This window comes from Aureispira anguillae (assembly GCF_026000115.1).
In the GTDB taxonomy this organism is placed as follows: Bacteria; Bacteroidota; Bacteroidia; order Chitinophagales; family Saprospiraceae; genus Aureispira; species Aureispira anguillae.
Genome location: NZ_AP026867.1, coordinates 4317242 through 4340189, shown reverse-complemented (window position 1 = coordinate 4340189; position 22948 = coordinate 4317242). Strand labels below are relative to the sequence as shown.

Annotated in this window: 24 protein-coding genes and 1 other RNA gene; 15 read left to right on the top strand and 10 right to left on the bottom strand. The window is 33.8% G+C overall.

Annotation, left to right across the window (positions count from 1 at the left end):
• The first annotated feature begins 4 nt into the window (after window positions 1-4).
• From AsAng_RS17100 to AsAng_RS17065, 8 genes are read left to right on the top strand one after another with little or no spacing between them, the layout of a single operon-like run.
• Window positions 5-454: a hypothetical protein gene (locus AsAng_RS17100; RefSeq protein ID WP_264788321.1), complete on the top strand. Its 450-nt coding sequence runs from the start codon at window positions 5-7 to the stop codon at window positions 452-454.
• A 13-nt stretch (window positions 455-467) separates the two neighbouring features.
• On the top strand, window positions 468-1124 hold the full coding sequence (locus tag AsAng_RS17095; RefSeq protein WP_264788320.1) for a hypothetical protein: 657 nt from the start codon (window positions 468-470) through the stop codon (window positions 1122-1124).
• Window positions 1125-1180: 56 nt separating this feature from the next.
• Window positions 1181-1453, top strand: coding sequence for a hypothetical protein (locus AsAng_RS17090; protein WP_264788319.1), 273 nt, complete (start codon window positions 1181-1183; stop codon window positions 1451-1453).
• 3 nt (window positions 1454-1456) lie between these two features.
• Window positions 1457-1849, top strand: coding sequence for a peptidoglycan-binding domain-containing protein (locus AsAng_RS17085; RefSeq protein ID WP_264788318.1), 393 nt, complete (start codon window positions 1457-1459; stop codon window positions 1847-1849).
• The gene (locus tag AsAng_RS17080; RefSeq protein WP_264788317.1) at window positions 1849-2052 is read left to right on the top strand and encodes a hypothetical protein; all 204 of its coding nucleotides are present in this window, start codon (window positions 1849-1851) and stop codon (window positions 2050-2052) included. Before AsAng_RS17085 ends, AsAng_RS17080 begins: the two co-directional genes overlap by 1 nt.
• Entirely contained in the window at window positions 2049-2267 is a 219-nt protein-coding gene (locus AsAng_RS17075) for a hypothetical protein (protein ID WP_264788316.1), read from the top strand. Before AsAng_RS17080 ends, AsAng_RS17075 begins: the two co-directional genes overlap by 4 nt.
• 2 nt (window positions 2268-2269) lie before the next feature.
• Entirely contained in the window at window positions 2270-2836 is a 567-nt protein-coding gene (locus AsAng_RS17070) for a peptidoglycan recognition protein family protein (protein ID WP_264788315.1), read from the top strand.
• The gene (locus AsAng_RS17065; RefSeq protein ID WP_264788314.1) at window positions 2833-3471 is read left to right on the top strand and encodes a glycoside hydrolase family 19 protein; all 639 of its coding nucleotides are present in this window, start codon (window positions 2833-2835) and stop codon (window positions 3469-3471) included. The genes AsAng_RS17070 and AsAng_RS17065 overlap by 4 nt, the downstream gene beginning before the upstream one ends.
• A 119-nt stretch (window positions 3472-3590) precedes the next feature.
• On the opposite strand, the gene AsAng_RS17060 is transcribed toward AsAng_RS17065, so the two are convergent.
• From AsAng_RS17060 to AsAng_RS17030, 7 genes are all read right to left on the bottom strand, one after another.
• Window positions 3591-4148 (bottom strand): hypothetical protein, encoded by a 558-nt coding sequence (locus tag AsAng_RS17060; RefSeq protein WP_264788313.1) that lies wholly within the window; start codon window positions 4146-4148, stop codon window positions 3591-3593.
• Between the two features lie 25 nt (window positions 4149-4173).
• Window positions 4174-4428 carry a hypothetical protein gene (locus tag AsAng_RS17055; RefSeq protein ID WP_264788312.1) on the bottom strand — a complete coding sequence of 85 codons (255 nt, stop codon included), beginning with the start codon at window positions 4426-4428 and terminating at the stop codon, window positions 4174-4176.
• Window positions 4429-4600: 172 nt separating this feature from the next.
• On the bottom strand, window positions 4601-5557 hold the full coding sequence (locus AsAng_RS17050; protein WP_264788311.1) for a HEPN domain-containing protein: 957 nt from the start codon (window positions 5555-5557) through the stop codon (window positions 4601-4603).
• Between the two features lie 124 nt (window positions 5558-5681).
• Window positions 5682-6353 (bottom strand): hypothetical protein, encoded by a 672-nt coding sequence (locus AsAng_RS17045; protein WP_264788310.1) that lies wholly within the window; start codon window positions 6351-6353, stop codon window positions 5682-5684.
• Window positions 6354-6547: 194 nt separating this feature from the next.
• Window positions 6548-6799 carry a hypothetical protein gene (locus AsAng_RS17040; protein WP_264788309.1) on the bottom strand — a complete coding sequence of 84 codons (252 nt, stop codon included), beginning with the start codon at window positions 6797-6799 and terminating at the stop codon, window positions 6548-6550.
• A 246-nt stretch (window positions 6800-7045) separates the two neighbouring features.
• Window positions 7046-7951 carry a tyrosine-type recombinase/integrase gene (locus tag AsAng_RS17035; RefSeq protein ID WP_264788308.1) on the bottom strand — a complete coding sequence of 302 codons (906 nt, stop codon included), beginning with the start codon at window positions 7949-7951 and terminating at the stop codon, window positions 7046-7048.
• A gap of 1098 nt (window positions 7952-9049) precedes the next feature.
• Window positions 9050-9541, bottom strand: a complete 492-nt coding sequence (locus AsAng_RS17030; protein WP_264788307.1) for a helix-turn-helix domain-containing protein — start codon at window positions 9539-9541, stop codon at window positions 9050-9052.
• A gap of 417 nt (window positions 9542-9958) precedes the next feature.
• Here AsAng_RS17030 and AsAng_RS17025 point away from each other — a divergent pair, with 417 nt between their 5' ends.
• From AsAng_RS17025 to AsAng_RS16995, 7 genes are all read left to right on the top strand, one after another.
• Complete coding sequence (locus tag AsAng_RS17025; protein WP_264788306.1) at window positions 9959-10222, top strand: hypothetical protein; 264 nt, start codon at window positions 9959-9961, stop codon at window positions 10220-10222.
• Window positions 10223-10296: 74 nt separating this feature from the next.
• Window positions 10297-11478, top strand: coding sequence for a hypothetical protein (locus AsAng_RS17020; RefSeq protein WP_264788305.1), 1182 nt, complete (start codon window positions 10297-10299; stop codon window positions 11476-11478).
• A 22-nt stretch (window positions 11479-11500) separates the two neighbouring features.
• Complete coding sequence (gene dnaG / locus AsAng_RS17015; RefSeq protein WP_264788304.1) at window positions 11501-14731, top strand: DNA primase; 3231 nt, start codon at window positions 11501-11503, stop codon at window positions 14729-14731.
• A 301-nt stretch (window positions 14732-15032) separates the two neighbouring features.
• Window positions 15033-15293 (top strand): hypothetical protein, encoded by a 261-nt coding sequence (locus AsAng_RS17010; RefSeq protein WP_264788069.1) that lies wholly within the window; start codon window positions 15033-15035, stop codon window positions 15291-15293.
• A gap of 1 nt (window position 15294) precedes the next feature.
• Window positions 15295-16305 carry a hypothetical protein gene (locus tag AsAng_RS17005; protein WP_264788303.1) on the top strand — a complete coding sequence of 337 codons (1011 nt, stop codon included), beginning with the start codon at window positions 15295-15297 and terminating at the stop codon, window positions 16303-16305.
• A gap of 49 nt (window positions 16306-16354) precedes the next feature.
• On the top strand, window positions 16355-16807 hold the full coding sequence (locus AsAng_RS17000) for a hypothetical protein (RefSeq protein ID WP_264788302.1): 453 nt from the start codon (window positions 16355-16357) through the stop codon (window positions 16805-16807).
• 4 nt (window positions 16808-16811) lie between these two features.
• A complete protein-coding gene (locus AsAng_RS16995; RefSeq protein ID WP_264788066.1) occupies window positions 16812-17243 on the top strand; it encodes a hypothetical protein in 432 nt (143 codons plus the stop codon).
• 64 nt (window positions 17244-17307) lie between these two features.
• Here AsAng_RS16995 and AsAng_RS16990 read toward each other — a convergent pair whose 3' ends face one another.
• From AsAng_RS16990 to ssrA, 3 genes are all read right to left on the bottom strand, one after another.
• Window positions 17308-21219 carry an SMEK domain-containing protein gene (locus AsAng_RS16990; protein ID WP_264788301.1) on the bottom strand — a complete coding sequence of 1304 codons (3912 nt, stop codon included), beginning with the start codon at window positions 21217-21219 and terminating at the stop codon, window positions 17308-17310.
• A 119-nt stretch (window positions 21220-21338) separates the two neighbouring features.
• Window positions 21339-22388, bottom strand: a complete 1050-nt coding sequence (locus AsAng_RS16985) for a tyrosine-type recombinase/integrase (RefSeq protein ID WP_264788300.1) — start codon at window positions 22386-22388, stop codon at window positions 21339-21341.
• A 119-nt stretch (window positions 22389-22507) separates the two neighbouring features.
• Window positions 22508-22888: a transfer-messenger RNA gene (gene ssrA / locus AsAng_RS16980) on the bottom strand.
• Window positions 22889-22948 lie beyond the last annotated feature (60 nt).

Below are 22948 nucleotides of genomic sequence, written 5' to 3'. Positions count from 1 at the left end.
TACAATGAAAATAAAAGAAATGAATACAAGCTATTTAGCATGGGGCAGCGCCTTGGTAGTGATCCTGATCGTAGTATTTGTCTTTGGTAAGATGCAAGGCAGAGCAGAAAACGACAGCGAAGAAATTGATGTACTAGTGAACATAAAAGATGAGCAGGGGCAAACGGTAAGCTATGACCCGAATGAGCTGCTAAAACGCCTAAATAAAGGCTTGACGACTCGCTATTACTTTGATTTTTCGGAACGCTGCCAACCAATCAAAGAACTATACAACCTAGATGCTGTCCGATTTATGGCAACGATCAAAGCGTATAAAAAGAAGTATCAAGAAGACATCGCAACGCACATGCAAGCCTGTTACACGACTTGCAAAACAATAGGAGAATATCGGGGCGAAAGCTACTTTGATTTGATCTATGCAAAAAGAAAAGCCCTAGGGGGTATTGTTGACTAATAAACCTAAAACCGTGAAAAAAATCTATCTAATTGTATTGGTGGTCGTTCTTTTGGGGAGTGGGTGCGGTTTGGCGTACTTCCTCAAAAAAAGAAAAGAGGCCCAAAAAGCAGCAAAGGCAGCGAAGCTCAGACCCTCGATAGAAGTTGAGGAAGTAGAAACAGAGCAAGAACCAGCGCCCGTAGAGAAGCCAGCGCCATCAATTCCTAGAGTAGCCAAAGTAGTGACAAAAATTCCTGTAGAAACGGGAATTGAGATCAGTAATGTGAACACGATAAAAAGAACGTTTGATTACAATATGCATTATGGCGGCATTCGGCACAAAGGCAGCTTTGAAGAAGGCGCTTTAAAACCTGTGGTGATCCCCAAAGCCTTTGGCTCATTTACGATTAAGCAGCGAGCCGAAAAGATCATCAATGTAAAAGTATCAAAAGAGCGTTTGAATGCTGCTGCACAAAAGCTAAGAGGAAAAAGCACTAAAATGAGTGGTGCCAATCCTAAAAGCTCAGGAATGGAATTGATTGATGTCCCATTGATGCGCCCTAGTGATTATGTGGATTTGTCGATCAAAGATGCGAAAGGAACGCTCTTAAAGCAAATCAGCATCAACCTAGCCACAGGAGCAGAAGTAGGAACAGTGATCCATACGGAGCCTTGGGATGGCGACTAAGCCTTAACAACAACCTTAATAACATTTAATAAACAACCAACTAATCAACTTAAACCATGTTCAAGAAACACAAGTATAAATTTCTAGCGCTCATTATCATTTTAATTCTAGTAGGAGGTGGCACGGCTTATTACCTGAAGAAAAAATCAGCCACTAAAAAAGGAGTAGCGAGCAGCACAGAGCAGCCCCAAGAACCAGCCGTAGCAGTAGAACCAGTAGAAGTCGAAACGCCTGTAAAAAAGGTGGCACCCGTTAAAAAAGAAGTGGTAGCCAGCAAAGAATTAGTAGTAGCCCAAAGTACCAAAACAAAACCCAAAGCAAATTCATAGCTTATGAAAAAGACGCTAGAAACCCATAAGAAACCCCTAATAATGGGGTTTCTATTGATTGCCTTAGTCCTGACCTATTTTAATCGAGATAAATTGATCCAGTTCTTTGAGCAAGCGAAACAACCGCCTGTAAGCCCTTCTAAGGGATCGAATAGCACAACGGCGCAGCTTTCCTCAACAGCAAGCAATGATACCCTTCTGAGCAAAGGAAGCGAAGGAGAGAAGGTAAAAGAGCTGCAACGTTTATTGAATGTCAAACACGGCAACAATAAGCCCCAACTGCTGCCCTTTTTGGTAGAAGATGGCAAGTTTGGGGCAAAAACAGAAGCCATGCTGAAGAAGTGGACAGGCAGAACCTCAATCTCGATTCAAGAACTGATTAAAGCCCTGAAATAATGCCTTTATTGATTCCCTTTCTAGTCGGAGCAAGTACAACAGGTTTTTTGTGGTATAACTCAGCCAAGGAGCAAAAAGCGGTGCCAACGTTCCAGGAGGAATTCTTTAAGATTGCAAAACCTCTTTTATTAATTGGATTAGCAATTCTTTTCTTTCGTTGGCTCTATCTCAGAAACAAGCAACAAATCTCTGAAACAACATGAAAAAAACAGAAAGCAGCCTACTAGGTGGCGGTATCGTTACCTTATTCATTTTTGCCTATGGTTTAAAAGCCAATCGAGGTTGGAAATATTGGGTATTCTCAATGATATTTATTGCAGGAGCAGGCTATCGAATTGGCTATGCTTTGGGAGAAGATGAACCCGAACAAAAGCCAGCGCCCTCTGATGCCTTGGAAGTCATTGAGCGAAATTTATAAGCATGGATCGTTACATAAAGCAGATCAAGCAACATAAAAAGGCTTGTATCGGAGCATTGATCCTGCTGTTTATTGTGCTGTTGATAGCCTTAAAAAGCAGAAACATAAGGATAATAGACCAGTATAGCACCTTAATGCGTTCTAGTAGCAAAAAATACCCTACTAGGACGCTTGCTATTATCAATAAAATTGTAGTGCATCACTCTGCTAGTATAGGACAGTATGCAGCCGATTACGCCCGTTATCACGTACAATCGAAAGGATGGGCAGGCATTGGGTACCATTTTGTCATTGAGAAAAACGGTGACATTATTCAAGGAAATCCGCTAAGAAATGTGAGTAATAATGTGGCAGGAGAGAATAGGCGAAGTATAGGAATCTGTTTAAGTGGTGACTTTACGAAAGAGCAGCCCAGCTCGCAGCAATTAAAAAGCCTAGCACAATTAATCAAATACTTAAGAAAGCAATTGCCCCAAAGCTTAGAAGTATACGGGCATAGAGACTTTGGGCAGACTTCATGCCCAGGCCATCAATTAGCCAAACACCTCTATAAATTTAAGTTAGCATGAAATTGAAATTCTACGATGGATTAAGCGAGCATAAAAGGTTGTTGCTGGGAACAGTGCTGCTTTTTGGTTGCATCGTCTTAATAGATGTATTTATGCGCTCTTATCGGGTAAATGGGATTATTAAATCTTGCTCTTTGGCGTTTGGTCCACTAGACGAAGTGCAGAAAGATTCAATTCGATTAATTGTGCGAGCGTTTGATAAGTATGGAGATAAAGACTTGAATAAATTAGCGTATATCTTGGCAACAGCTCGGTATGAAAGCAACTTTCGCCCGATAGAAGAAAGGAGGGCAGCTCCTAGCCAAACAGAGGTATACAACCGCCAAAATAGATATTGGGGTACGGGGTACTGGGGACGGGGTTTTGTCCAACTCACCCACCAAAAGAATTATCGTAAAATGTCGGACTTTTTAGGCGTTGATTTGGTCAAAAATCCATCGTTGGCGCTTGATCCGAATAATGCTGCTAAAATTCTAGTATATGGAATGCTAAACGGCTTGTTTACTCGTCAACGATTGAGCCAGTATATCAATGGCTCCATCGTTGATTTTTATCAGGCTCGTAAGACCGTTAATGGCTTGGATCGGGCTGGTAGGGTGGCTGGGTATGCGAATAGTGTTAATGATAAATTGTAGTTGGTGAAACTACTATTTATACTGTTACTGATTTTTAAGTTAGGAGAATTGTCTAGTGTGTTACTGGCTCAGCTGTTGTTTTTATAAGGAAACAATAATAGATATTTTGTATTTTTCCCTTAATTGAAACATTCAAAAACTTTCATGAAGTATTTTTTTTGTTCTGTCGTTAAGTCTATATCAATATTATTATAGGCATTAATACTACCAATATTAGTAAACCTAATGGAAGTAAGTTCATTTTCCTTAAAAAGTTTTTTGTGGTCATCTATTAGATCCGCTAAGTCTTTTTTGTATTGAAAACTTTGATGTCCAAACATGAAGACAATAAGCCCTAATTCATTGCTATCCCCATTGAAGCTACCATCCCAAATATTATATCTTTCTAAAGTTTCATTATTGTCGAATAAGAGTATGATTTTCGATTTATTACCAATTACAGCGGCTTTTCTAGTAGATAGATTTGTTACTTTTATACGGACTTCATTATAGCCATTAATATTTTGAGTCAATTTTGCACTAAAACCATACCCATTCCCCACTAAATCAAGTGATTTAATAGTTTCGTAAGTAGTTTTTTTTTCAAATTTGTCATAATTCTTGATTATATACTGGTTACATTGGCAAAATGAAAAATTGTAATATACTATTGATAGTATGAAGAATAGTTTTTTCATAAGAAGATGTTTTATTAAATTATCTTTACGTGTTTTTTAGCTCATTAATTCTTTCTATGATTACGTTAGCCTCTTTTTGAAAGTTTTTTAAAATTTGATCCATTAAGAACGGATCATTTGATTGTTTTTTTGTAAATGCTTCAAATGTGTCAATTTCTTGTTTTATGTTTGAAATTGAGCTACTTATGTAAGAGTTGTTAATGTTTACTACTTCTTCTTCTTTGCGTTTAAGTGTATCTCGCAATTCTTCAACTAGTAGTTGTAGTTTTGATTGAATCATATGTTTTATAATTTAATTTTTTAGTTAATTTATATATAAATTTAATGTGTTTTTATAGAAAAACAAGTTTTTAAAAAAAAAGCCTCAATAAATTATTGTTATTGAGGCCTTACTTTAAACCATAAAAATCATCTGTTGTAACTATGATAATCTTGTTAAAAGATACTTTTGTTTATTTAAAGTTTAAGTCTGTTAAGTAGGTAGTTATTATATCGTTATTATTATCTGAATACATACTTGTTAAAGTATCGTCAGCAATAATTTTCTCTAAACATCTTCTTAAAATATTATCACAATCACGTCCTATTTTTTTTAACTTTAAGCTATTATTTGTAAGTAATGCTCTTTTTATACCTGAACCATGCGTAATGGATGATCTAAGGCTGTATATTTTCTTCATTTTATTATAAATATCTTTTTTTTCTGTAAAAGAATTTTCTAGAAAATTAGCAACAGTCTCTGATAACCTATGAGTTAATTCACTGTTTGATATTGAAAATAAACACTCAAAAGCAGAGCAATATAATGATACCTTGGTACCTATGTCAAAGCTTGTTCTTGCTGAATCAATGAAATAATAAGCTCTTTTAATTCTATTAGCTTGTGCATGAGTCATTTCAGGCTCAGAGTCGTCAATGCTTGACTTTAAATTGAAGAAAAAATTAAAATACTTAATTGCCTCAGTTATTTCTGGTTCTGAAAAATTAGTAACCTCCTTATCTCCAAGGCAATTGGTATACAATGAGTGCCTAATATTAGAATGAATTGTAACGAATTTTCCATCAGTATATTGAAAATGACCAAGTTCAAACCTTACTGAATTATCTTTTACGATCCATGCTGCATTACTAAAAATTGTGCTGAGTTTTAGTAAATGAGCAAGTATGATTTTTTCATTAAAATCTTTTTTAGGTGCAGGGAACTCAGACCACAAATAAGATTTAAGTTGGATAGATTTTTGATATTGCGCTGAACCAGTAATTTTAAGTATTGGAGACTTATAAAATTGATCTATTATTTTAGATTCGTTTTTAATTTTTAAATTTAAATCCTCGAATAAAAAATCATCAATATTAAAATTAAGTTCTAGTCCATGTATACTATTTAGAAAAGTACATATATAATCCATTTGGAATATTTTTTATTTATTTAAAATTTCTAGAAAGAGGAGGCTATCAGAAAAATTTAAAAAACAATGTAATTGAAATGTTTTAAAAATGAACATTTCTGAAATCCTCCTTAATTAATTACGACTACACTATATTTGATACTTCCTCAACGTCTATTTCAAGAATATCTCTAGCGTGTTGTTTATTTATTTTAGTATTCTTAATACTAAATTTTGTATTTGGCATAAAAAGAATTTCTGTTCCATCAGTATCTGAATCTGCACTGTATAAGCTTATATCCCGACCTGAAGTATGCTTTAATATAGTCAATAGAACTAAGTCATAATCTTCTTCAGGATAATTATTTAAGTCAGCTCTTAGATGCCACATTGCTCCACCTTGACCGCTAGGAGTAATTTTATCTGTAGACGTTGAAATAAATGCGAAGTCAGTATAAAAACCATTTTTTTGCATTCTCGTTAAGGTTTCCTTGCGTATTTTAGTTCCTCTGTATAGAGGTTTTTCAGAACTATATAGAGGTAATTTTTGAATTGTTCTAAGGAAGTTACTGTGATTATAAAGACAGCTTGCTTTGTACTCAATATATTCGGGGACTTTGCCACGCAAAAAATCATTTAAAGTATACGCTACCATTCCTGAATAAGCACGAATTAAAGCTTCTTCCACACAAGAGATAGGGATCGTAGGTGAGCTAGCGTTCAGTCTTCTTTTCATTACCTCACTCAACTCTGAATCTAACAATTTTAAAGCCCATTTATTTAATGTCAAAATTCTATTACTTTCTGATATAAACATGATTTGATAATTTAATTACTACGTAACTAGGTTGAGAGTAGTAATAGTGGTTATTTTGATAGTAAAACTTTCTTTTAGGATAGTTTTGCTATTCCTGTAATGCAAATATACATTTGTTTTAAAGGAAATAGAAAATTTTCGTTCTTTTTTAGTAAAAAAAAGCCCCAACAATAAAACATCATTGGGGCATTCTCTTAAGCCAAAACAATCATCTGCTGCAACTTGCTTATATTGTTTTCCAACTGATTCAAGTAAATATCGGGATAGTTATGATGTTTAGCTATATCACATAAAAAGATACGTTGCATATCAGCAAACAAGGCTAAGAACTCTAATTTATCATTGTGTATTTCTGTAGCTTGGGAAAGAAAATCTTTAGAAAAAAAAGCTTCAGGAGTGCTGCTTATCTCAAGAGCAGGATCGCTCGTGTTTTTGTCGTTTTTCATATTGGCGGATAATTTTACATAAAAGATCAAAAGGAAACTCCCAATTATCCGCCAAGATAACCCACACATGCAAGCAAGGTAGGAAGGGAGTCTCCTTCGTTATTTTTATATTCTATCTAATATATTTCTATTATTGGATAGCATGTATGTATTGTTATCGTGGCGGATATGTTTACAATTATAGATCATAAAAACGAAAAAAACAAATCTAGTGGCGTAAATCACTAAATCTAAATACTAAGATTATTAAAACAAATTAGTCCGAATCTCTTTGATACGCTCATTTTTTACTCCGAAGCTCTCCAAATAACGTTGAGTAGTTTCCAAGCTAGAATGTCTAAAATGTTTCATTAGAGCAGGAGCAGAGATGCCCTCTTCAATCATATCACGAGCAGCCGTGTCCTTCCAACTATAGAACGTCTTATTTTCGGAGTCTGTCAAAATATTGCATTGAGTTAAAGTGTCCATTACCTTTCTATGCGTACTAGTGATGCAATTTTTGCCCGTCTGTTTGATGCTAGGTGTTAATTTAGGCCCAAAGACAAAATAGTTTGCTGGATAGCGATTGATGCGTATTTTGCGCAAAAACTCAATCAAGTGATTAGGAATGGTAATATTGGCTAGATTCTTATTTTTAGTCCTAGCCCCATCCAAGGTAATAATTCCTTTTTCTAAGCTAATATCTTCAATCTTTAGTCGTCTTAGCTCTGCATTCCTCAAGGCGCAGTAATAACACAAAGAAACAGCTAATAACAGCCCCTCATTAGCTTCTTTTAGATAGTTGCAGATAATAGAGCGCTCAACAGGAGAAAAGGTACGGCGTTTTTTCTTTTCTGTTCGCAATTTTTTGACCCCTGTAAATGGATTTTTTGTGATAAAGTCACGCTCTACCAAGACATAGAACAAGGCTCTTAGCTTCCTAAAGTGGTTGTTTCTTGTTACTGCCGATATTTTCTTGACCGTGAAGACATAATCTAGGTAAGTAATCGCATCTTGTTTGCTGAAGTCTTTGAGTAGGCTATTATCCTTACCCAATCCGACCCAGTACTTAGCAAAACGATTAAGATAGCTTCCATAGTCAAGTACTGTTTTCTCTCGACATTCTCTGCTTTTGATCTCATAGGCAAAATATAAGGCTTCTAATAATTTCATATTGCTTGGAATTTAGTTTTGGTCATAGAATTTGGTTGATTTGCTTGAATCATCACAGGAAGCGAATAAAAACACACAAATCACAGTTTTTTTTTAAATCAAATGTGTCGTGTCAAAGCTTTGTATATTAGTGAGTTGTGTTGAATCGTCACAGAAACACACGTATTCAGTTTGGTTTTTGAAAAAAAATATTTTTTACTTTTTTTTATCCAAAAATCACGAAATGAAAAATGGCATTTTTAAGATAAAAAAAACGCCAAACAAAAAGCACGCCATCTGAAAAAACAAAAGCGCAAATTACTGATAATCAGTAATTTGCGCTTTAAAAAATGCAGTGGAGCTGGAGGGAATAGTCGAACAGCAACTCAATTTTTTGATTAAGAGTATAATATATATACGATTGAGACATAATTTGTCTCACTTTTTGTCTCAGCGTTTCAGCATGACTATGACATCATAATAATAGATTTATAAGTTACACAATTATACTGCCATGGTTCTATCTCTATAAAACCAAAACAAGGGAGGAACTTGTAATTGTTATTTGTTAAGAATTTAAAATAGAATATAAACCTTGTCACAAATGATGAATAAATAAACAAAAAAATAAGAAAGTGTCTTCAAAAAAAACATTTACCAAAAATACTACTTTCAGTTTCCAACTTCCAACAAATGACAAAAAGCAAACTTACTAATACAGGTAAAATTTAATTAAGTTGTTTATATATAGTGTATAATAGATAATAATAAATATAAAATACCTATTGAAAGCTGTTGGAGCTTGTTGGAAAAACATGTATTTTGTTGGAAACTCAAATATTTTTCCAACAGATTATACTTGAGAAATTTTTTGCAGATTCCTACAAAGTGAGCGGTTTTCCAACAAAAAAGCCCCTTTTTCCAACAAAATAGCCTCTTTTCCAACCATTTTTTTCTTGTTGGAAAAATTAATTAATTGGTTTGTAGGGTTTTATGTGTAAAAATGGTGCTTGTTGGAAAAAAAAGGCGCAAATAAAAAATATAAGGATTAGAAAAGAAATAAAAAGGTAAAAGTTTCAAAAAGTAAAAAGTCACAAAATTATTTAATTGTAATAGTTTTTATTTTTTTTCGAGCAAGGATATGATCCTATCTTTGTCTTTTATCTGGTTTTCTAAAACTTTTTTAGCTTCAGCCAGTATTTTGTTCATTTTATAACTGGTTTCAAGTTCTTTTTCTAGAGCCTTATTTTGGGCTTCGAGTTTTTCGATAGCACTTGTTTCTGTGTGAAAAATTACCTCTTGATTCTTAGGAAGCTTTTTAACTATTAGCTCAAGTTCTTCAGGTGTTAGCCTTTTTCTTAATGTATCTTTATTTAGACTTAGATTCCTGTTTTCCTTAGATTCTTGTTTAGTGTCGCCCTTTCCTATCAATAGCCAATTAACATTGATACCTCTTTGAGCTAGAGGAATTAATATTTTTGAACTAGGCATTGCTTCTCCTCTAACTACTTTATTTAAGGCAGATTGAGTAACATTAATTTCTGAAGCTAGTTGCTTTACATTTTTTTCTTCTAAAAACAATATTAATTTAAAACGTTCAGATATAGACATTTAGCTAAGTTTTACTTTAGGACTTTAAAAGATATTCAAAACTTTAAAACTGTTTTAGTTGTTTTTTAGTCCTGAAATGCTTTAATTTGTGGTATCAACATTGGAGCTTTATGGAATAAGTTGAGAATGTTGATAGAAAAAGTTCTTGGTTTTAGCTAAGCAAGGTACTAACTTTTTGCTTTAGGCTAAAATATACAATGTCTTATTTATCGTGAAGTGATTCTGTGGGAAGAATTACAACGGCTGAACGGCTGCAAGGCTGTAGCTACAATACTATAACAAGGGGTTGATATAGTTAGTATAAGGTTCGATTCCTTACGTTCAACAAAAATTCCATAATTATTTAATTGCAAGTCTTCAACAAGCTACTTTTTCTATAGGGTGGCTTGGCGAAGCTTTGCCCATAACCAAACAAATATGAAAAAAAAGCAATTAACGAAGCAGCAACTTTTTTGCCAGTTTTTGGATGAATTAGCAGTTAGTGTATACCGCAATTTGCACGAACGAATAGGAATCACAAAAAAGATGCTCACACACATTCGCAATGCGCCCAATAATGCTACTTATGAATTGACGTTAAAGTTTGCCAAAGCCTTGGAAATGGATGCAGCGGAATTGATTGATAACTATGGCTTAGGCGCTTCAAAAATAACAGTTGAAGAATATAAAGAATTAAAATAAAAAAAGCTCCTAAGCTGGAACTTAGGAGCTAAAAAATAAATGCCTAGACAGGCAAGTAAACAGAATACAAAATTATGAAAAATTTTATAAAAAATCCTTATTCCTTAGCTCGTAAAGGAATAAGTTCTTTGATAGCCTCCGAAAGTATGGAGGCTACGTTAGATAAAAAGTTCAAGCATACGACCTTTTCTAAACGCTTTTGGTTGGTCAATTTGTCGTTGATGGCTTTAGCGTTTGCGGTTCAAATTGCCAGTTTAATAACAGCTGGGTTGATGTTGTACCATTACTTTGGCAATGTTCCGATGCTGTTAAGAATCCCTTTGTTATTAGTAGTTGTCCTAGTTATTGAAATTATTAAACGTATTGCCTTAGATGATGTGCTAAAATCTGCTTTTCAATATCGAGAATTTGAGCACTTTTCTTTTGCGGTATCGGTCGTTTTTGTCGGCATTAGTATTGGAATCTCTTATGGTGGGGCTTCTTTTGTAGCGGACTTAATGCTACCAGAGCCAACAGAGGTTGAGCCAATTTTAAAAAGTGATGCGAGTATTAAAGCAGATTATCAACAGCAGATTGCAGCGATAGAACAGGAACGAGATACGTTGAGAGCCACACGGCTTTATTATGGAAAGCTTAGGCACGAAGACCAACGCTCGATTGATGAACACAACAAAAGCATCAATGATTTGATTGCTCAGCAACGAGAAGAGTTGCGCAATTTAGCAGCAGCCAATGAGGGATTGACTGCGGAGGCAGACACCGCCACAGCTGGGCTAATTGCAGCCGTTATGAAAGAACGTCAGACGTTACGGCAGCAGTTAGAATATACGGTTTTAGGCTTTGAAACCTTGCTCTTATTGTGCTTGTGTTTTAGTTGGTGGTACTATGATAATTGCCGAAAAGAGCGCTTAGGTTTGGAAGAAACGGCAGCCGTTGAAAATGAGGAACCAACGGCAACAACGGCAGTAGTAACGCCAGCCGTAACGGCAGCCGTTAGAGGGGGAGGAGTGGCACCCGTACTCAACCAAAAAAAGATTGGATTTATAGATTACCAGGAGCAGCCAACAACCGAAAAAAACGGCAGCCGTACGACAGTAGAAAAGGAAGTGAAATATACAAGAAAATGTCCTGTATGTAAAAAGGGGTTTATCCATAATTCATGGAATCATACGTATTGTACCGAGCAATGTAAAATTACAGCTTGGGAAGAACGGAACGGAAAAAAATACACAGGACGCACGAGTAAAAAAGCATAAACCAACCCTATAAAAACACAAGATGTATATTACAAATATTGAAGAACTAAAATCAAAGTTTGAGATTGAAACCATTGTTTCATCTCTTACAGATTGGAAAGAAGGCAGCAAAGCAAAACTTTGCTGCCCATTCCACCAAGAAAAAACGCCTTCTTTTTCAATCTCAAAATCAAAAAATATAGCAACTTGTTTTGGGAGCTGTGGCAAAACGTATACACCGATTAGTTTTGTAATGGAATACAAACAAGTTGATTTTTTAGAGGCAGTAGAATACGCAGCAAAAGTACATCATTTAGCGGTTGAATATGCCGAGAATGTAAGCGAGGAGCAGCTGGAGCAGCTGAAGAAACGCCAACAGAAAAAAGAGCAATATTTATTGTACAATCGTTTGTTGGCATCTGCTTATTATAACCACCATCATGGAGCTGAGGAGCTAAAAGGGGAGATTCAATTTGATAAAAGAAGTTTACAGGGATCAACCGTCAAAACATTTGGAATTTGTCAAACGCCTGAAGCCTGGCATTTTACAAAAAGTTTGAAATTAGACAACAGTATATTAAAGGAACTAGGCATTATTAAGCAAGGAAAAAAAGGGTTTTTTGATGCCTATAGAAATAGAGTGTTGTTCCCGATACACAACCCAAGCAAAGCAATAGTAGGCTTTGCAGGTCGAGCGATGAATGATGACCAAATCAAGTATTTAAACAGCCCCGAAAGCGAAGTTTACCACAAAGAGCAGCTTTTGTATGGCTTGGCTCAACAACTTTCAGCGATCAAGAAAACAAAAAACATGTATTTGGTGGAGGGCTATTGGGACGTGCTAAGTTTGTATGATGGTGGGTTCTTAGGAGCAGTAGCCACTGGAGGAACATCATTGAGCAAGCAACAGGCTAAATTAATCAATCGCTATGCTGAGCGTGTTGTTTTATTGTACGATGGGGACAAAGCAGGAATAGAGGCAGCTATAAGAAATTTACCGATATTGATTGAGTTAGGGCTTCATGTAGATATAATCTCTTTACCTGAAAAACAAGATCCTGATAGTTACATTAGAGAGATAGGAGCGGAGGGCTTCACCATTTATTGCAAGACAAATAAAACAGATGCAATCAATTGGTATTTGGAGCATGAGCTTCAAAACTCAGACCGTGATAATTTTGCCATTCAGCGGATTAGTGAATTAGCGATTGAATTGATTGCTAAGATAAAAAATGAACTAGTAAGAGATTGTTACATTCGTGATGTATCGAAACTATTGGATATAAAACAAAGTGTGTTAAGCATCCAGTTACGGGATAAAATGGGGGCTTTGAACTTTGAGAGCGAACAAAAAAGTCTAAGTTCAAAACAACGGGCGGACTTGTTTAAATATGGCATGTATGAAGATGGGAATCAATACTGGTGCTCTAATGCAAAAGGTGGTTATACTTGTGTATCTAACTTTGTGGTTAAGCCTTTATTTCATTTAAAATCAAAAGACAATCCTAAGCGCCTATTTGAGTTGTTAAATAAATACAATCAAAAGGTTGTTTTAGATGTAGAGGCAGCTGTTTTGGTGAGTTTAGATAAGTTTAGATTAGCGGTAGAGGCAGAAGGTAATTATTTTTTTACAGGCAATATAGCGCAGTACAACCGCATCAAAGGCAAGATTTATGATGAAATGAAGACTTGTTATGAAATAGACGTGCTAGGTTATCATAGAGATAATTTTTACACCTTTGGAAATGGTATTTATACGATAGATAAAGGCTTTATTCCTGCCAATAACTATGGTATTTTAAGCTATCAAGATAAGCGTTATTTTTTGCCAGCCTTTAGCGAAATTTACAAAGATTCCAGTCAACTGTTTAAAGATGAAAAAAACTTTGCTTATCAAGATTCAAAAATCACATTCAAAGATTGGTCAACACTTTTTTGCAAAGTGCATGGAAGCAAAGGACAAATAGCCCTTTGTTTTTATGTGGCTGCTTTGTTTAGAGATGTGATCCATGATTATGTAAATTTTCCTTTACTCAATTTATTTGGTCAACCAGGAACAGGCAAGTCTTTTATGGGAAAAAATCTGTCTTATATGTTCGGCATTGCCAAGGATGGTTTTAATTTAAATAGTGGTACACAGGTTGGTTTTTACAATCGTTTGGTATTGGCTAGAAATGCCCTGGTGTTTTGTGAGGAATATTTTAACTCGATAGATTCGAGATTCATCCAGGGGCTAAAATCCATTTATGATGGAATAGGGCGAGAGAAAGGACAAAAGACAGGAACAAAGAGTTTGGTTAGTGAGGTTTATTCTGCTTGTATGTTTGTGGGGCAAGAGTTGCCCACTTCAGATAATGCTTTGTTTACTCGTGTTATTAATTTGGCATTTTCACAAACAGAGTATACACAGAAGGAATCTAATTTAGCGGATGAATTGAAGGCAATGCGCAAGAATGGGGAATTGATAAATATAACGGCAAAATTAAGCGTATTAAGACCACATATCCAAGATAACTATGGGCAACAATACAATCTTACCTTTTCTAAATTAAAAAAAGCGGTCAAGGCAGACACTCGATTGATAGAAAATTATGCTTCTATTTTAACGGTATTTGATTTGCTCAAGGAAAAGGTATCTTTTCCCTTCAGTATGGAAGAAGTTTATAAAAATTGCATCACAAATATTCTATACCAAAACGACCAAATTCACAGCGAAACAGAAACGGCCACCTTCTGGGATATTATCGAATATTTGGCAAGTGCTGGCTTGTTGGTGGAGGAATATGATTATAAAATAGAAGAGCGTTTTAGTTGGAAAAATAAACAATTTGATGAGCCTAAGCGTCTATTGTATTTGTCTTTTTCCAAATCCTTTCCTTTATATAGAGAGCATCACAAACGGCAATTTAGCAAGGATGGATTGACCAAATCATCTTTGTCCCATTATATAAAAACACATCCTAGTTTTGTAGATTATCTAAAAAGTACTCGAATGGGCAAAAAAAATACATCTGCCTTTGTATTTGATTATGATGCATTAGGACTAAGTATGCATGATGAGCCGCAAGCTTCAACAGATCATGCAACTGAAAATGAAATTTGGGAACAGCAAGAAACTCACGAAAAGAAACTAGATCAAAAAAAGCTTTTAGAGCAGCAAGAAAATGCTAAAAAAGAGCTGGAGTATTATAATAAGGCGCTAAAATATAAAGGAATTCAGCCCCAAAAAGCAGCACTACTGAAGAAAGGAAAAGAAAAAAAGAACAAAAAGTAAATAAGAAATGATCGTATAATTAATGTTTGTTTACGATTACGCTATAAAATACAAGCCCTAGGACAAAAATTCTTTTATATCTGAAGAGTGCCTAATATATTTGTTGTAGGGAACTAAGTTGAGCGGGCAAACAGGATATGAAAATCTAAGCTAATCCAATTGCACCCTAAAAAGTGGTTTTTCTACTTCCTGTTTGCTACTCTTTTTTTTAAGTACCCAGATAGCCCACCTATCCACAATTCCACTTCACGATAAAAGACATTGATCTAATCTAAATCATACACCAATCAATGTTTTTTTTATGCCTTCAAAGAATACCGCTCAAGGAAAGAGCGACCAACCACCATTAATTGATAAAAGTATTGTACTAAGACTGATTAAAGCCCAAATGAACGGGCTACAAGAACAGGCTCAAGAACTATTAAGCAGAGAATTAATAGTTGATACAGATTCGTTGAGTGCTGATCCTGATCAAGGGGTTCAGCAAATCATTACACATGCCTCTCTAAGCAGTAGCTTAACGGAATTAAAATCATTGTACCATCAAATAAATGCGCTTTAAAATGGATTCATTAGTGAAACAATTACAGTCAGAAATAAGGGAAGAAAAACCACAAGAAACAAGAGTTGAAACAACGTTTCAAACAGAACCTCAAACAGAATCTCAAACAATACCTCAAACAGAGGTAGAAACAGCGAATACAGCCCAAAAACAAATAAAAACAGCAGAAAAACAGGATTCCACACAAGCTTCAAACAATGCAGAAACAATCGAAAAAAAAACTTCAAACAATGTTTCAGACAATTCAGAAAAAACGGAAGAAAAAACGATAGAAGAGGAGGAAGACCCTTTGTGGGATTATATGATGAATGAAGACAAAAGAGCAGAGGAGGAGGAAGAAGAAGAAGAGGAAGACCCTTTGTTAAATAGTATAGAAGGGCCAGAAGATAGAACAGTAGAAGAGCAGATCGAAGAGAGTACAGGCGAGAGCCAAAAAAACTTAGATACATTGGCTTCATTGGGGGTAGCGGTCATGGATTATTTAGATAATTCTAAAGCCCAATTGTGTGCTGCAATTGGTGGCAAAGAAGCGGCGTTTTATGCTTCAGATACAAAAGCAAAAAAGGCGCTCATCAATGCGACTAAAAACTATATACAAGAAATCGGAATTAAGCCGCCTAGTCCCACACAAACTTTTTTGATAGCAGTAGGTATGTGGTTACTCCCTTCTTTAAGTTTGGCAGGTTTTCAACGCTTCAAATTAATACGAGAAGGAAAAAATAAACCAAGCATCACCCCCAATACAGCAGAAAACTTAATGGACCAGGAATCAATAGGAGAGCAAAGCGAGGAAGAACAGCCAGCCCCAGCGGTAGATTATACCACAACAAAAGAATATCAATCAGGCAGACGGTTATTTGGTCGCCATGCAAATGGTACTTATCGCCGCTTGAGTGATGGGGAGTATGCCAATGTTGATTTGGCAGATGAATATCCCAGTGCTGAACTATTAGCCCTACTGGAAAAAGGGTACAGTAATGCAGAAATTAGAGAAATTATATATGGTGAATAACTGAGTTAGAACCGCCAATCATTTATAAATCACACATCACAAAAATAGTATGGTAAGAACAATTTTAGAAAATCATCTGAAGACACAAGCGCCAGTCATAGAACAAGACTTAATGAGCAAGGCAGGGGAGTTGTTAGCTTATGTTTCAAAAGAGCAAAATATTTCTGCTTATGGACTGAGTTTATTGTTTAAAGTAGCAGAAGGCAAACTAATTGGTCAGGTAATTACAGCGCAAGCCAAAGAGGTTTATTGCTTAGATGCTGGAGCGTTTTTTAGTGAGATGCTAACAACACGACTGGAGCAAGCACCTGATTTATTAAAGAAGCAAATTTTAGCACAGTTGGGAGGGTCTAAAATGGAAGCGCTGTTTATTTCTATGCTTCAAAAAGATTATATGTTGATTCGCTATAATCGAAAGCAAAAATTAGAGTTGCACAAAATAACGTCAACGAATAGCGAACTAGTGAACCTCCAAGATTTTATAAAAACCGTAAAATTGTAATAAAATGAATGAGCCACTTAGAATAATAGAGACAAATACAATAACCGTTCATGAACCAATTGAACAAGAACAGCTCGGCAGATTTAGAGCCATAGCAGGTATTTTTTTAATTCGTAAAAAAGGGGAAAAGGAGGTTTTGTACATTGGTAGAAGTATCAACTTATATTGTACGATAATGCGCTTATTTCAGAGCCAAGGCAAGCTAGTACAGGAGTCTAATAAAGATTTTAGTTTTGAAATATTGACCAGCTCTCATATCTATATGTCAACAATGACATACATCTATTTAAGAAATTTCTTTCAACCTCAACTAAATACCAATTACAAACCAAGGAAACTATCGAAGGTTGAAAAAAAGCAGCGTAAGCGAATTTTAAATGCGTACCAGGAACAATCTGTATTTGATAAAGTAGGAGAACATAAAAGCGATAGTTAGTGTATAGTTTTATTGGATTTGTATTTTTTTTTAAGCCATCTCATTTGAGGTGGCTTTTTTGTACTTACCAATCAATTTTATCTTCATTTATATCTTCATTTATGTTTTTATTAACTGCATCTAAAGCTTGATTAAATATCGATTGAATATCAAATTCCATTTCTATATTACTGATTAGATCTGTTAATAATTTAGACTTAGTAATATCATGAGGAAAAGCTCCTCTATTAGTTTTTGATTTACCACTTAGATTGTGTATAAATGAATATCCAAATATTTTTTCAATGTCATGAGGTTTGTAGTTCGGGTGTTGTATAAGGAGGTTTCCTGCTTCAATTAGAAATAAAAGTATTTCTTTATTTTTATGTTCAAAAACAGTTAGCCCATGGCAATAAGTTACTAAAAAATTGTAATTATTTTTTTTAGAATTAATAACAGTTGTTGCTTCTTTTTTTAATGATTCTGAAAATAGGGATGAAGGTTTAAAAAAATCAACTAGTTGTTTATGTAAAAAGTTAGAAGGGTTTTTTAAATTCCCATACCAATTTAATACAGTTAAAAAATTAGATTCTTTTTGCTTGTCAGTTAATAATCTATTTTGATATTTACTATAAAAGTTCAAACCAATTACTGTATTTTCCTTTTGGAATAGATTAATTTTTTGAATTAAATATTTTAATAAAGAGTTGAAACTAAATTGATTTTCAAGGAAGACTAAAATGTAATTAGAATATTGTGTATCAAGAGAAATGTGGAGTGTTTCTTTGAATATAAATTCTCTAAGTTCATTGGCATATTGGGATATGATATTTGAGTCTTTAAATAATGACTTTAATAAAAAACTAACACTATCTATGTCAGGCAGATTTTTTAATAAAATGCTTATTAGGCTAAGTGTTTTATTGACATCAATATAAATATATTGATGTAGTGTGTGTGCTAAATTTTTAATTGAGTTGGTATTTTGATTTTGAATTACGTATTCTATGTATTTAAAATCCCTTAACTCATAGAAAGAATAATCTTGATTTCTACCATAAACTAGTAAGAAAATAACTAATGTTTTTGAATCTTCTGTATTTATCTTCCAAATAGATTCGATTAAGCTATAAAAGTATTTTTTATCCTGATAATTAGCTTGGATAAGATGAGCAAATGTGCTCATTAAATTCTGATGATTGTTAAAAATGAAACTAAAGAATTTTCGAGATACATCAGGGTGATAGGAGTTTAAAAAATCAATAATTTGATTAATTTTAAATTGGTTAATATCAAAGTCTAAAACTATTGAAATTATATCTTTATAAAAAAGCGACCAGTTTTTATATTTTTTTGATAGTTCAGTAAGTTTTTGAAAAGCATTTTTTTTATTATGGGAATAATCATTTAATAGAATCAGTTCTAATTCACCTTTAATTGAAGTAGTAATCTTTGCTTTTGTTAGGAGTAGAGAATGAATACTACTATACTCTGGCTTTAGATCCTTATTAGTAAACATGTTTAAATGCTGAATTAATAGATTTTTTTCTTCTGGAGAAGGGGCCTTTTCTAAGGTTTCAAGTAAAAATGCATTTACTAATTTTACCTCGTTACTTCTGTCAAATTCTGAATTTTCCTGATGAGGGACTCTATAATAGCGTAGAGTGTGAAGTATTTTTTTATAGACTAATAATCCAAATTTTCTATCTTTTTCTCTATAAGTTTTGTGTAATGAAATTAGCAGGGTAATTGTATCAACTCGTAGTTTTTTTGTAACTGGGGTAAAAGGAACTTTTCCTCTACCAAAACTAAACTTCATTGTGTATTTATCAAAACTCTCTTCTAATGAAAAATCTAATTTTAATAATGTTTCTATGCCTTTTAGTATGAGTTCTTTATGTGTGTTTTGTGTGTCTTCTCTTTTTAAAATTAAGGTTAATTTTTTTACAAGAAATTGCTGTCTTTGACAAACAACTAAAGGAGAGTATCCCCAATTTTTAAAATCATATTCTCTATATCTGAATACTTTTTCAATTAAATCAACGTTTTTCCTACAAAAAGAATAGTCACATAATAACTGAAAGGTAGAATTAAGGCTACTATTGTCTACTATATTCAAAAATATAATAGAAAAAAGTAAATCAATTTTGTTATGAATATCTGTCAAAATATATTCTTGCCAAATTGATTGACTTTTGCTCCAAAAGGTTGTTTGTTTATGACTTATATCAAATATACAACGTAAAGCCTTAGTGGTAATTTGTGTCTTTTTATAAGCAAAAAACGATAATGTATCTAAATTGTTCTTGAGTAATTTTAATTCATCAATAGAGTTTAAATTAATACTATTAATTGAGTTGACAAATTCAAGTGCTATACTGTCTACGTTAATATCTAGCTTTTCAGAGTGTTCTACTTCTATTAGATTTGTAATAATTCTTTCTCTAAAGGAATCTATATCATTTCTTTTTAGGATGTATTTAATCCTAGATATTGCATCTAAAAGTATTATATCACTATAAGGATCTGGCTTAATTGTTATATGTGTATCTTTAGATATAAAGTCAAATTTTGATAATTCATCAATAATAATTTCGCAATCTTCAAGTGAAATTTCATTTATCTTAGCTATCAGTTTTAGTTCTTCAATTTTGATAGGAGAAACCAAACTTAATAATTGAATTGTTTTATTTATTTTTATTTTATCAATGTAAGTAGAGTCATAAACGTCTTCTATGACTTGTCTTTTTGACTCCTTGACGAATTCAATAAAATTATCTTCTTCAGATAATTCAAATGAATGTTTACCTTTTAGTGCTAATTGACATAAGCCTAAGATTACAATTGGTACTCCTTTCGATTTTTCAGCTAACCTAGAAAGATCTATTTTTCTGATATTTGGAATTTGAGATTTGAATAAATTTAGGGTGTTATCATAGTTGAGCCTTTCTATAGGTATTTTTTCTATATCTCGATAGTGAGAAGATATGGAATGTATTGTTTTGCTATAAGTAGCTTTTCTAATAGTAAGGATGATTTTTACATTTTCAAGCCTATTAACAGTAGCTATTACATCATTTAAAATGTGAAGTTTTTTGTGTGCATCGTCTAATAGGATAATAATATTATTTTTAGATTTTATTTGTTCTGAAAAATCTAAACATGCAAATGCACCATCATTAAGAATGAATGCTTCTTGATTTTCCATTTTATCTACTATTACTTTGAAGAATTGGATACAAAGCCTAGTTTTTCCATAACCTCCATCCCCAACAATAGATAAAACTTTTTTATTAGAGTTAATAAACTTTTTTATACTTTCTATTTCTTGTTCTCTTCCATAAAATGTACTGTTAAATTGATTAGGAAAATCCTTTGATTGCTTTAGTTGATCTTCAAATGCTACTTGATATGGTATTATTATATCATCAAAAGTAGGTAATTTTGTTACTGAACCATATTGATCTTTTAAGTAGTCCCGAATTGCTTTTATTTCCTGTTTATTACATCTTTCGTCAATCTTTTTACTAAGATCAGTGATATTCCATATATGTTCTTTTTTGAAACTTATATTAGGAGATGGCACTATACCTAATCTAGAAGCTTCTTCTTCGATGAAAAAATTAATATCATCATTAGTTTTATTAATTTTTGACTTAGGGTCAATTATAATATGATATAGAATAGGGTAATCTTCAAATACTCTATTGTTAAGATGTGTTTTTAACGTTTTTTTTATTTTGGAGTAGCCAGTTTCACAAGTTACTTGAATGCCAATTTCTTTATTTTCAGAGCCTAGGTCTATTGCAGGATAATTCTTTTGTATTTCCTCAAGATGAATAAATTTTTTTTTAAAAATCTTATTCACAATTGGAATTAATAAAATTTCACCACGTTTACTCATATCTGTATTTCCTGATTTAGACTCCATAATTACATGATATGTATAGTAAGCTAAGTACTTTCTAATTTCCCAAAGAGGGATAAAGTCTTCCATAAGTGTTGTTTGATAATTTATAATAATTAAATATACAATATAAGTTCTAGATCATTACTTTATTAAAACTAAAATATAACAAGCTCCAAAGGGAATTACCCTTTGGAGCTTGTTACATTCTAAATACAAGGAAAATTATCTCGTAGATCCCCCAAATCAGAAACGCCCAATTGCCTCAAGTATTCGTCCACCTGATCCAATGAATGATGGCGCAATTGAATTTGCAGCTGCTTAATATGAATACCAGCCTTAACCGCAGCAACAGCTCCCGTATGTTTCCAGGAGTACAACTTATAACGGCTAGTATCAAAACCCAATTCTTTTAACAACTCTCTGTGTTGTCGTCCAAAAGTATTCATACCAGTAGGAGACAAATAATGATTACCAGGAAACAAATATTCGTTTGGGTTGCGATTCCTTATCTTTTTCTCAACTGTAGGAAAGAAAGCGTTTGGAATGGCCACATACTGTTGTTTTTTATTCTTGGCAATATTGGCAGGAACTAAGATCTTTTGTTCTTCCAAAATCACGTCCCCGACCTTGAGCAAACGCAGCTCCGCACGAGGTCGAAGAAAGCAGTAATACACAAACTGCACAAAAAACCACAAATTAGGATTACTATTTTTTATGGCATTGCTAAGAAATGTTCTTTGGCTCTGGGTAAAGTATGCCGCTGGAGTCGGTGAAGCTTTTCGTTTTTCAATGGCTTCCATGAGCTGCTGTTGATCGCACCAGCCAAGTGCTTGAGTAATGCAACGGATATAATCATTATAAGTCGTTGGAGCTACTCTCTTTTCTTTGGTAAGGTATTCAAAGAAAAATTGATAAACATTGTCTTCCGTCCATTTTTTGCGCTGCATCCATTTTAGAAAAATATCAATCTTGGATTTTTTACATTGGTAGGTTTTAGGTCGCCAAGTAGGTTTCCTGTTTTCTAACTCTTCATAAATCTTTTGTGAAAGGCTCTTATTAGACTTTTTAAGGTGTACTTGTAGAATTTCATCAATTAGGCGCTGCGCAGCTGCTTTTCGCCCTTTTAGGGTAGAATATTTGTTGATGTCACCGTATTTTTTGATTCGTTTGCCCTTTTCATCTAAGTAGTAAACAAACCAGCGGATAGAGAGAGAATTTTTGCCTGTATATATCTTAGGCGTACTTTTTTTTATCATTGTTCTTTTAACTTTTTTACGCCATAGCATATAAAGCAAAAAAACAATGAGACAGAAGATATTTATATTATGTCTCAATGTAATATGTAAAACTCTGGAAATTAGAGTTTTATATATACTAGTGGAGCTGGAGGGAGTCGAACCCTCGTCCAGTCAAAGCATCAATAAGCTTTCTACATGTTTAGTCATTAGTCGAATCTCAAGCAGTAATAGGTCTAAGGACAAACGAGTTACCACTCCAGTCTCTTCTTGATTCATTTTGAATTACGGAGACACGCATTCTAAACTAGCCTAAGAGGTTGGTTGATGCGAGGTACGCTGTGTATTAGGCGTCAAGCGTAGGTCGCAATGGTGTCTAAATCACTTTGTGATTAGGCAGCCATGGCATAGTTATTATTGCCATTTAAAAGTTGTTATGTGCTATATTTAACGAGATAATCACACCTGTCTCGACATGCTTACTTAAAGAACGTTCAATGCTGTCAATTCCAGTCAGCCCCATTTTTTTTAATTGGAAATACTTGTTATTTCCTTTGTCATACTATTCTAAACAGATTAGA